General features: G+C 75.5%; 11 protein-coding genes. 4 read left to right on the top strand and 7 right to left on the bottom strand.

Annotated elements, in window-relative coordinates; genetic code table 11:
- Positions 1 to 70 precede the first annotated feature (70 nt).
- Both ABD54_RS12870 and ABD54_RS12865 read right to left on the bottom strand, forming a co-directional pair.
- Entirely contained in the window at positions 71 to 526 is a 456-nt protein-coding gene (locus tag ABD54_RS12870; protein ID WP_019608527.1) for a GNAT family N-acetyltransferase, read from the bottom strand.
- Between the two features lie 179 nt (positions 527 to 705).
- Positions 706 to 957 (bottom strand): hypothetical protein, encoded by a 252-nt coding sequence (locus ABD54_RS12865; RefSeq protein ID WP_053063580.1) that lies wholly within the window; start codon positions 955 to 957, stop codon positions 706 to 708.
- A 177-nt stretch (positions 958 to 1,134) separates the two neighbouring features.
- On the opposite strand from ABD54_RS12865, the gene ABD54_RS12860 reads away from it, so the two are divergent.
- On the top strand, positions 1,135 to 3,258 hold the full coding sequence (locus ABD54_RS12860) for a hypothetical protein (protein WP_047869705.1): 2,124 nt from the start codon (positions 1,135 to 1,137) through the stop codon (positions 3,256 to 3,258).
- Here ABD54_RS12860 and ABD54_RS28575 read toward each other — a convergent pair.
- From ABD54_RS28575 to ABD54_RS12850, 3 genes are all read right to left on the bottom strand, one after another.
- On the bottom strand, positions 3,222 to 3,374 hold the full coding sequence (locus ABD54_RS28575; protein ID WP_200904100.1) for a hypothetical protein: 153 nt from the start codon (positions 3,372 to 3,374) through the stop codon (positions 3,222 to 3,224). The two genes, ABD54_RS12860 and ABD54_RS28575, sit on opposite strands and share 37 nt — an antisense overlap.
- Before the next feature lie 295 nt (positions 3,375 to 3,669).
- On the bottom strand, positions 3,670 to 4,872 hold the full coding sequence (locus ABD54_RS12855; protein ID WP_047869704.1) for a CaiB/BaiF CoA-transferase family protein: 1,203 nt from the start codon (positions 4,870 to 4,872) through the stop codon (positions 3,670 to 3,672).
- 59 nt (positions 4,873 to 4,931) lie between these two features.
- Positions 4,932 to 6,425, bottom strand: coding sequence for a carboxyl transferase domain-containing protein (locus ABD54_RS12850; protein ID WP_047869703.1), 1,494 nt, complete (start codon positions 6,423 to 6,425; stop codon positions 4,932 to 4,934).
- Between the two features lie 196 nt (positions 6,426 to 6,621).
- Here ABD54_RS12850 and ABD54_RS12845 point away from each other — a divergent pair, with 196 nt between their 5' ends.
- Positions 6,622 to 7,326: a FadR/GntR family transcriptional regulator gene (locus ABD54_RS12845; RefSeq protein ID WP_047869702.1), complete on the top strand. Its 705-nt coding sequence runs from the start codon at positions 6,622 to 6,624 to the stop codon at positions 7,324 to 7,326.
- Between the two features lie 174 nt (positions 7,327 to 7,500).
- Here the strand turns inward: ABD54_RS12845 and ABD54_RS29005 are convergent, their stop codons facing one another.
- Positions 7,501 to 7,692 (bottom strand): hypothetical protein, encoded by a 192-nt coding sequence (locus tag ABD54_RS29005; protein ID WP_047869701.1) that lies wholly within the window; start codon positions 7,690 to 7,692, stop codon positions 7,501 to 7,503.
- An 11-nt stretch (positions 7,693 to 7,703) separates the two neighbouring features.
- Here ABD54_RS29005 and ABD54_RS29520 point away from each other — a divergent pair, with 11 nt between their 5' ends.
- Positions 7,704 to 7,850 carry a hypothetical protein gene (locus tag ABD54_RS29520; protein ID WP_327136779.1) on the top strand — a complete coding sequence of 49 codons (147 nt, stop codon included), beginning with the start codon at positions 7,704 to 7,706 and terminating at the stop codon, positions 7,848 to 7,850.
- 142 nt (positions 7,851 to 7,992) lie between these two features.
- Here the strand turns inward: ABD54_RS29520 and ABD54_RS12835 are convergent, their stop codons facing one another.
- On the bottom strand, positions 7,993 to 8,589 hold the full coding sequence (locus ABD54_RS12835; protein WP_047869700.1) for a histidine phosphatase family protein: 597 nt from the start codon (positions 8,587 to 8,589) through the stop codon (positions 7,993 to 7,995).
- Between the two features lie 148 nt (positions 8,590 to 8,737).
- Between ABD54_RS12835 and ABD54_RS12830 the strand changes: the two genes are divergently transcribed.
- Complete coding sequence (locus tag ABD54_RS12830) at positions 8,738 to 9,814, top strand: hypothetical protein (RefSeq protein WP_047869699.1); 1,077 nt, start codon at positions 8,738 to 8,740, stop codon at positions 9,812 to 9,814.
- The last annotated feature ends 14 nt before the right edge of the window (positions 9,815 to 9,828 follow it).

Raw genomic sequence — 9,828 nt, 5'->3', positions numbered from 1 at the left:
TTCAAGGCCTGAGCCCGCGCACACCCCTCCCCCGCCCCGGACCGGGGCGGGAGGACGGGTGTGCGCGGGCTCAGGCCTTGACGACCAGTTCGTGGACGAGCGTCTCGACGCCGGGCAGCGGGACGCAGTCGCGCTCGGGCACCCGCTCGAAACCGCGGGCGCGGTAGACGTACTGGGTCGAGACCATCTCGGGCAGGGTGGCCACCAGCAGCCGGGAGACCCCCTCCTCACGGGCGCGGTCTACGAGCGCGTTGACCAGGTCGCGCCCCACGCCGCGCCCCCGCGCCTCGGGGGCGACGGCGAAGGCGCGGATCTCGGCCTCGTCGGCGTTGCGGGCGATCTCGCTCTCCGGAGACCAGGGCTCGAAGACGGCCGTCCCCAGGAGCCGGTTCTCGTCGGCGGCGACCAGGATCTCGCCGCGGCCGTCCGTGCCCAGGAGCCGGAGCGTCTCGACGTAGGCCGGGTTCACGTCCATGAGGCCGTCGGCGGTGTAGGCCGTCAGGCGCAGCTCACTGACGGCGTTCATCTCATCGGGAAGTACTCGACGCACGATCATGGACGTCATTCAACATGATGGGGGGGCTCCCCGCCGTTGATCGCCGCACCACCCGGAGCGTCGAAAACGTCACCGTGAGTGACTCTTTACGGAGGTTTATCCCCCGCTCCGCAAGGGAGCGGAGCGGGGGTGTCGGCGTGTCGGATGCCTCACGTGCCCTGGACGGCCCCGCACTCCCGCGCGCCGCCGGTCCCCTCGATGTCGTAGGGGTCCAGGGGAGCTTCGCCGGGATGTTCCCCACCGGAGAACTCGTCGGGGAAGGCCGGGGTGAAAGTGTGCTCGTCCAGGCAGTGCACCGGGGCCACGAAACGCCACCACCGCGGCCAGACCTCCAGTGGGCCCCCACCCACGTCGTGGAACGCGACCTCCCCGCGATGGGAGGTGACCAGGCGCACGGACACCCGATCCCCGGGGCGTGCGACGGGGTGCACGACCGTGGACTCGGTTTGGTTCGAGAATGTGCACCACTCGGCCGGGACACCCCGGTACAGCGCCTCCTACGCCCCGGGCGGAGTTGTCCACAGGCCTCCGGCGGCGGGGCCCCGATCGTGCCACCCTTCTGGTGAGGGGAGGCGCCCATGTCCGACCACGCCAGCGGGGAATCCGTCCCGGCACCGACCGTCCGCGTCTTCAGCGGCTCGGCGGCGCTGGCCTCGGGAGGGTGCCCGGCGCACCGCCGGTTCAGCGCCGACCCGTCCCTCGGCGCGGACCCGCCGCCGCGCGACACCCCCGGGTCGGTTCTGGACGCCGTCCTGGACCTGGTCGAGCACGCGGGCATGGCACTGGAGGAGGCCTGCGCGCACCTGTCCACCCCGAAGGGGCCGGGCCGCGCCCTCCCGGGCGGGCGCCTCGCGCCGCCGCACCCGGGGCTGCTGCTCTGGGTCCGGCAAGCCGCGCGGTGCTACCTGGAGGCACTGGCCGGGGAGCGCGGGCGAGGCGGCCCGCAACGCGCCCCGGTTTTCGACTTCTGGGTCCGCCAGTACCTGCCCGTGCCCGGCTCACCCAACTCCCGGCCCTACGAGCTGTGCGCCCGGGGCCGCAGGTACGCCTACGCCCAGGGGCCGGAACGGGTGCGGGAGCTGCGCGTCCCGGTCACGGGCGCGGCCGGCGGGCGGGCCCGCTCCCGGGCGGAGGTGGCGGTGGCCGCGTACGTGCTCGCCACCGGCACGCCGGTGGACCGCGACGCCTGCGCGGCGCGTCCCGGGCGGTACCGGGGCGGCGCCCCCTATCCGATGCGCGGACAGCGCGGCGGCGCCGACTCACGGCCGCCGGACCGGGTGCGCGTGGTGGAGGCCTCCTGTCTGGACGCCTCCACCGCCGTCCTCTACGACGGTTCGGCCGCCGAGGCCGGGGAGGCCTTCGCCTCGGCGGGCCGGGAGGGGCTGCGCTCGGCCCTGGTGGGCGGGGCCCGCTCCCCCGGCGGGGACTGCCTGGCCTGCGCGGGGCGCCGAGGCTGCGGTCGGCTGCCGCGCGCGCCGGGGCTGCTCGGCCTGAGCGGCGGGCCGTGGCCCCGGCGCTCCTGGTCGGTCTCCCTGGGACTGCGCCACCGGGGGTGTCCCGCCCGGGCGCACTTCCACGCCCTGGGCCTGCCCGGGGACCCCGGCGCCGAACCGGCGCCGCTGCGGCGCGACCGCGCCGTGCGCGCCTGGCTGGAGCGGCTGCACCGGCGCCTGCCCCGAAGGCCCTGCACGGCCGGGGATCTGCCCGGGGACCACTCTTCCTGGTCCGCGGGCAGGTGGCGGTTGGAGGGCGGGCAGGCACGTCTGGGGGCCGCCATGATCGCCGCGCACGTCGGGGTCTGTCCGCTGCGCGGGCTGGCCTCGGGCAGCCACGTGCGGGTGGGCCACAGTCTGGCCGCAGACGACACGCGGGCCGACGTCCTGGTTCTGGCCAGGGCCGAGGTGCTCCACCACCGGGGCCGGTCCTGGGTCCACCGCTCCGTCACCACCACCGACGAAGCGCCAGCCCCTGCGGGAGCCGGGCACGCCCCGGCGCAGGCCCGGCCTTCCCCGGGCGGGAACGCACACCCCGGAAGGGGAGGCGCGCTCTCGTCGGGCGGGGACACACCCTCACCGGGCGAAGGCCCGACGTGCCGGGACGACAACGCGGCCGGTCGGCGAGGGGGCGCCGCCCCCTCGCCGCACGGCGGCGTGCCCGCTTCAGACGAAGGTACGCCCTCCCCGGACGACGGCGCGGTCCTCCCGGCCGGAAACACCCTGCTCGCAGGCGAGAGTGCAGGCCCCGCGAGCGGCGGAGGACCCCTCCCGGGCGGGAACGCTCTCCCGGAAGACGAGGAGGCGCTGCTGGCGGCGCAGCCCCGACTGGCCCTGGCGGTGGGGTTCTTCGCCTGCGGCGCCCTGCCCGCGGGCCCGGACTCGGCCGTGGAGCTGGAGGTCCTCACTCCCCGGGGCGCGTCCGTGCGGTCGCTGGACCCGGGGTCGGAACGCGTCCGGGCCACGGCCCGGCGGGTGGTTCGCGAACTCGCCGGACCCTGGCACGGCGACACCTCACACCCGCCCACTCCGGGTGAGGCCTGCCTGGACTGCCCCTACAAACGCTGGTGCCCGGCGACCGGCGTTCCCGACGCCCTCCACACCCCGGGCGTACGGGCCCGGAACCCGCGAGACGGCGCCGGCCCCGGACCCGTACACGACCCTCCGCCGGGTCAGGCCGCCGGTTCGCCCTCCTCGGTGAAGCGGTAGGCGCTGGCCTGGAGGTCCCACAGCTCACGGTAGAGCCCGTCGGCGGACAGCGGTTCGGCGTGGCCGCCCCGTTCCACCGCCCGGCCCCGGTCGAGCACGACGATGTGGTCGGCCATGCGCACCGACGCCAGCCGGTTGGTGATGGGGACGAGGGCGGCACCGGTGCGCCCGGCGTGGGCGTGCGGGCAGGAGGAGAAGGCGTGCCCGGCGCGGCGGTGGGCTCGTCGGCGGTGTGCCGGACCAGCTCCGCGCCCAGCAGCGGCGGGCAGGACAGGACGCCCAGGACGCGGTCGGGGTGGGCGCGGCGGGGAAGAGCGCGCCGAGGGGTGGTACGACGCCGGACGGCCGCGCAGGCGCCCGGGGGCTCCGGCGCGGCCGTCCGCATGGCTGTCGCGGTGGCCGGTGCGCGGTCTATCCGGCCGGTCGGGCCTCGACCTCGTCGAGCCAGGCCCGCACCGCGTCGTTGTGCTCGCCCAGGGCGGGCGGCGGCAGATGGCCCGTCCCGGGGGGCTGCGGCGTCTCGTCGGCCGCGGGGTCGAAGCGCAGCGCGGACCCGGGCAACTCGATCGGGCCGAGCAGCGGGTGCTCCACCTCCAGCAGCAGCCCCTGGGAGCGCGTCTGCTCCCACTCGTAGACCTGGTCGATGGTGCGCACCGCGCCGCAGGGCACCCCCGCCTCACCGATCCGGCGCAGCCACTCGTCGCGCGTGCCCTGGCCCAGCACCGCCTCCACCTCGGCGATCAGCTCCTCGCGGTGCTCCACCCGGGAGGCGTTGTCGGCGAACCTGGGGTCGCGGGGGTCCAGGCCGAGCAGTCCGGCGAAGCGCTCCCACAGCGCCCCGCCGCCCACCGCCACCTGGAGCACGCCGCCCATGCAGGCGAAGGCGCCGTAGGGGGCGATGGAGGGGTGCTGGTTGCCCAGGGCGGCGGGCACCTCGCGCCCGACGGTCCACCGGGTTCCCTGGAAGGCGTGCACGCCCACGATCGAGGACAGCAGCGAGGTTCGCACCACGCGACCGCGCCCGGTGCGCTCGCGCTCCAAGAGCGCGGCGAGCACTCCCTGGGCGCCGTTCATCCCCGCGAGCAGGTCGCCGATGGCCACGCCCGTCTTGGTCGGTTCCTTGGGCGAGGGGCCGGTCAGGCTCATCAGACCGGCCTCTCCCTGGGCGATCTGGTCGTAGCCCGCGCGTGCGCCCTCGGGACCGTCGTGCCCGAACCCGCTGATGGAGCAGACCACCAGGCGGCGGTTGAGCTCCTCCAGGCGGCTGGCGGGGAACCCGAGCCGGTCCAGGACGCCGGGGCGGAAGTTCTCCACCAGGACGTCGGCGGCACGCACGAGCCGGGTCAGCTGCTCCGCGCCGTCCTCGGACTTCAGGTCCAGTTCGATGGACTCCTTGTTGCGGTTGCAGGACAGGAAGTAGGTGCTGACGCGCTCCTCCTCCGGTCCGACGAACGGCGGGCCCCACCCGCGCGTCTCGTCCCCCCTGCCGGGCTGCTCGACCTTGATCACCCGCGCGCCGAGGTCTCCCAGCAGCATGGCCGCGTGCGGTCCGGCCAGCGCCCGCGACAGGTCGATGACCACGATCCCCTTGAGCGGCCCTTGCGAGCGGTCCACGTTCCCTACCTCCTGGTGATCGGTACTGATCCGGTGTTCGCGTCCTGGGCGGCGCGCGCTCAGGACGCGGCGCACAGGCGGCGGTAGCGCGCGGCGCGTCCGCCCGGCGGTCCGGAGCTCCCGTGCGGCTGCACCGCGGCGAGTTCGCGGGCGATCGCCTCCCCCATGCGCGCGCAGAACGCGACGTCCTCGTCGGCGGCGTCGCCGAACTCTGGGACCACCCGGTCCACGAGTCCGCGGGCGCGCATGTCGGTGGAGCCGATGCCCTGGGCCCGGGCCAGTTCCCCGGCCCGGTCGGGGGTGCGGTGGACGATCGCGCTGGCCCCCTCGGGCGGCAGCGGGGCGAGCCATGCGTGCTCGGCGCACAGGACGCGGTCGGCGGGCAGGAGCGCGATCGCGCCCCCGCCGGCGCCCTGCCCCAGCAGGACCGAGACCGTGGGGGCGGCCAGGGAGGTCATCTCGGCCAGGCAGCGGGCGATCTGACCGGCCGTCCCCCGCTCCTCGGCTTCGGCGGAGAGCGCGGCGCCGGGGGTGTCGATGACGGTGACCAGGGGCAGCCGCAGTTCGGCGGCCAGGCGCATGCCCCGGCGGGCCTCGCGCAGCGCGTCAGGGCCCATGGGCTGTTCGGCGCTCTGACGGGAGCGGTCCTGGCCGACCAGGACGCAGGGCCTGCCGCCGAACCGGGCCAGTGCGGTGACCAGGGCGGGAGACGCCTCTCCCTCGCCGCTTCCGCGAAGGCGCACCACGTGGCTGGCCGCGTGCCGCAGGAGTTCGCGCACGCCGGGGCGCTCCTTGCGGCGGGAGCGGGTCACAGAGTCCCAGACGGAGGCGGGTGAGCGGGGTTCGGCGGGCGGCGGCGGGGGCGCGGCCGCGGCCGGGCGGTCGAGCAGGACGTCGAGGGCGAGCCCGGCGGCGTCCCTGAGCCGGGCGCGGGGCAGTACGGCGTCGACGAGGCCGTGCCGCTGGAGGTTCTCCGCGCGCTGGACGCCCTCGGGGAACGGCGCGCCGCGCAGCGCCTCGTAGACGCGGGGGCCCAGGAAGCCGATAAGCGCTCCGGGTTCGGCGGCGGTGAGGTGGCCAAGCGATCCCCACGAGGCCAGGACGCCTCCGGTGGTGGGGTGGCGCAGGTAGACGAGGTAGGGCAGCCCGGCGGCCTTGTGCGCGGTGACGGCGGCGGTGATCGCCGCCATGGCCGCGAAGGCGGGGGTGCCCTCCTGCATGCGGGTTCCGCCCGAGGCCGGGGCGGCCAGCAGGGGGAGCCGCTCTGCTGTGGCGCGTTCGACGGCGGCGACGACGCGCCCGGCGGCGGCGAGCCCCACGGACCCGGCGAGGAAGCCGAACTCGCTGGCCACGACGGCGACGCGGCGGCCGTGCAGCCGCCCCTCCCCCGTCAGGACCGCCTCGTCGCATCCGGTCGCGGCCCGCGCCCGGGTGAGCGCGTCGGCGTAGGCGGGGTCGGGGTCCGCGTCCGGTGGCGCCTCGTCCCAGGAGATGTGGGATCCCGCGTCGAGCGTGCGGTCCAACAGCTCCAGGGCGGTGTCGCGGGTCTCCACAGCAACCTCCCAGTGGTTCAGTGGCTAGGCCACTAGGCCTAACGTCAGAATGGCACGGAACCACACTTTTTGTGAAGCCCCCGCCGCACCCGATCGCGGGACGTCCGATGCGTCGCCCCCGGGGGCCCGCCGACCGGATGCTCTAGCCTGGAAGCCCCTCACCACAGTCAGATCCGAGGATCAGGAGCCAGCGAGCGTGCCTACCAAGCCCCGACCCCGGCCCCCGGCGCGCCCGCGCCTGTACGAGCAGCTCGTGGAGCGCCTCGTGGAACACATGCGGGACGCCGGCCTGGGCGTGGGCGACCGCCTGCCGCCCGAGCGCGAGCTGGCCGTCGCGCTGGAGGTGAGCCGGGCCTCGGTGAGCCAGGCGCTGGTGGCGCTGGAGGTCCAGGGGGTCATCGAGGTGCGGCACGGGGACGGCGCGATCATCCGCCAGACCGTCTCAGAGCAGGGGGTCCTCGCCCTCCTGCGCGACCGGGCCAACCGGCGCGCGGAGATCATCGAGGCCCGTCAGGCGCTGGAGGTCAAGCTGACGGAGCTGGCCGCCGTGCGCCGCACGCCCGAGGACCTGGTCGCGATCGACGCCGCTCTGGAGCTGATGCGCCAGGAGGTGGCCAACGGCGACCGCGGTGTCACCGGCGACGAGCGCTTCCACGCGGCGGTCACCACGGCCGCGCGCTCGCGCCTGCTGGCGCGGATGATGAACGAGATCGCCCCGATGATCCGGGAGACCCGCCTGGAGTCGCTGTCGCAGCCGGACCGGCCCCGGGCCTCGCTCGACGGGCACGAGCGCATCGCCTCGGCCATCCGGTCGGGCGACCCCAAGGCGGCCGCGGACGCGATGCGCGACCACCTCCTGCTGGTCTCGGCCGTCAACGGGGACGCCCCGGCCACGCCCTGAACCGGCTCAGCGGCTCACAGGCCTGGCCTTCGAACCGGTTGAGCGCCGCCGTCCCGGCCACGGGGCGGCACAGGCGTGGGTCGGCTGGCGCGGAGGGGCCCGGAAAACGAGCCGGACCCCTCGCTTTCCCCGGGGCCGCCGAGCGGCTCCGGCTGCCATTGAAAAGCACTGCCGTCACAGCAGCCCCGGCACCACCAGCACGCCCCAGGCGACCAGCGGGCCCACCAGGACCACGATGCCGCTGTAGACCAGCATCTGGCGGTAGAAGCGGGAGGGGTCCACCCCGGTCGCGTTGGCCAGCACGAGCGCGCCGTTGGTGGAGAAGGGGCTGACGTCGACGATGGTGGAGGAGATCGCCAGGGCCACGATTGTCGCCCATGAGCAGGAACGGGATGGCCAGCGGGATGGTCGCGCCCAGGATCGCGGTCGAGGAGGCGAAGGCCGACACCACGGCACCGATGTTGATCGGCAGGACTGTGGCGATGACGAACATCGCCAAGAGGACGAGGATGGTGAGAAGCTGAGGGGTCATGACGTACCGATCAGAGGGACAGTTGGGACTGTGATCTGGGCCATAAGGCTAGTGGCCTAGCCAATAGTCCTTTGTGGCTTCTGTCAAGACCTCCGACCACGAGACCCCCGGTCCCGGCGCCTGGAACGCTCCGCTCAGGTCGGCACGTTCCACGAAGTGAGCACGGGACGGTCGTGCTCGCGGCCCAGCGTGCTCACCGTTGCCGTCTCCAGCCGGAACAACGACCCCTGGGCGGGCGGCAGGCCCAGCCAGCGCGCGGTGAGCACCCGCAGGACGTGGCTGTGCGCCACCAGCACCACGTCGGCTCCTCGACCGCCGTCGAGCAGGGGTGTCAGCCGGCCCAGGACCCGGTCGACGCGCTCCCCGACCTGTTCCACGCTCTCCCCCGGATGCCCCGGGCCACCCGGCACGATCCCGTCGTGCCACAGGTACCAGCCGGGACGCCCGACCTGGATGTCGGCGGTGGTGATCCCCTCGTAGCCGCCGTAGTCCCACTCGGTCAGGTCGGGGTCGGTCCCGCTCACGCGCAGCCCGGCCAGTTCGGCGGTGCGCGCGGCCCGCCGCAGCGGGCTGGTCACCACCCGCCCGATCTCGCGCGCAGCCAGCAGCGGACGCAGCGCCCGCGCCTGCCGCTCCCCCTCCTCGGTCAGGGGGACGTCGGTGAGTCCGGTGTGGCGCCGCGTACGGCTCCACTCGGTCTGTCCGTGCCTGATCAGCACCATGTCGCCCATGGCCCTCTTCCTGCCCCGGGAGGGGGCGGGAAACTCCTGCGCCCCGGCCGGGGCCGGTCCGCCCACGGCCTCCCGGCCAGGCGGAGCACGGGGAACGCGGCGGACTGCCACCTTTGACAGCCCCACCCGTTTCGAGCACGATGTCCGGATGAGGAAGCCCACCGGGGCGGTCGCCGCCGTCTGCGCCGCCGTGGGCACGGCGCTCGCCCTCGCGGGCGGCTGCCTGGTGTACGACGCCCACCCGCAGGGGGATCCGGCCGAGGCGCTGCTGCGGGCGGCGGCCGCGGTCGAGGCCAGCCCCGGCCTGGTCGTGCGGGTCACCCGGACCCCCGACGGGAGCGGCGACGAGAGGGCCGACCAGGACGCCGTCCACCAGGTGTGGCCCGAGGGCGCGACCCGCTTCACGTTGCGCTACAGGGCGGCCAGCGGCGCCCTGAGCATCGAACCGGAGGACGGGGGCCTGGGGTACGGCCTCGTCGTCAACGGCGACGGCCCCTTCCTCCACGTCGAACCGGGCGGCTCCACGGCCGCCGAGGAACTCCTCGCCGACGTCGGGCCCCGGGAGCGGGCCGCCCTGTTCCCTGCCGAGGACTACGGACCCGGGCTGCTCTCCGGGCTGCTGACCTCCCTGGCCGCGGACCCGGACCTGGCGCGGGTCCCTTCCGGGAGCGCTCCCAGAGCGGGCGCGGACGCCGGTCCGGTACTGGAGGGCGACTTGGCCGCCTGGGACCTGGATCTGGGCCGTGTCCTGCCCCGGGAGGGCACCGGCCTCGTGGAGCTGACCGGGGACGGCCTGCCCGCCAGGGTGGAGTTCACCGTGCCCGGGGCCCGCCTGGAGCTGGAGCCGACCCTGCTGGACGGGCCCGCCGACCTGCCCGTCCCCCGGACCGCCGCCCCCGGGAGGAGCGCGGACGGCGCGGGCCCGTGGTGGCCCGGTCGCACCGAACAGCTTGTCACGCCCGTCTGCGGCCGGGTGGGCGAGGAGGGGCGTCAGTGGTGGGTGGTCACCGTGGCCTGGACCATGCCGTGCGCGCGGGCCGTGCCCATGGCCTCGACGCTGCTGACGGCCCGCCCCCGGCTCGCCCCCGGGGCCCAGGAGTTCTTCTCCGCACCGGTCGGCATCGGCGGCATGGCCTGCCGGTGGGCGACCGTCGGCGGCGCCTCCTGGCGCCCGCACGGCTGCACCGGGCCGGGGTCGGCCGCCTTCGAACTGCGCTCCTGGTGAGCTTGGGGCGCGAA

The sequence above is a fragment of the Nocardiopsis sp. RV163 genome (assembly GCF_001029525.1).
In the GTDB taxonomy this organism is placed as follows: domain Bacteria; phylum Actinomycetota; class Actinomycetes; order Streptosporangiales; family Streptosporangiaceae; genus Nocardiopsis; species Nocardiopsis dassonvillei.
This window is presented reverse-complemented; position numbering and strand designations above follow the sequence as displayed.

Coding starts and splice junctions, on each gene's coding strand:
- ABD54_RS28575 (WP_200904100.1), bottom strand. CDS start 3,374: ATGGCCGACCACATCGTCGTGCTCGACCGGGGCCGGGCGGTGGAACGG.
- ABD54_RS29520 (WP_327136779.1), top strand. CDS start 7,704: ATGAGCAGGAACGGGATGGCCAGCGGGATGGTCGCGCCCAGGATCGCG.
- ABD54_RS12835 (WP_047869700.1), bottom strand. CDS start 8,589: ATGGGCGACATGGTGCTGATCAGGCACGGACAGACCGAGTGGAGCCGT.
- ABD54_RS12870 (WP_019608527.1), bottom strand. CDS start 526: ATGAACGCCGTCAGTGAGCTGCGCCTGACGGCCTACACCGCCGACGGC.
- ABD54_RS12830 (WP_047869699.1), top strand. CDS start 8,738: ATGAGGAAGCCCACCGGGGCGGTCGCCGCCGTCTGCGCCGCCGTGGGC.
- ABD54_RS12860 (WP_047869705.1), top strand. CDS start 1,135: ATGTCCGACCACGCCAGCGGGGAATCCGTCCCGGCACCGACCGTCCGC.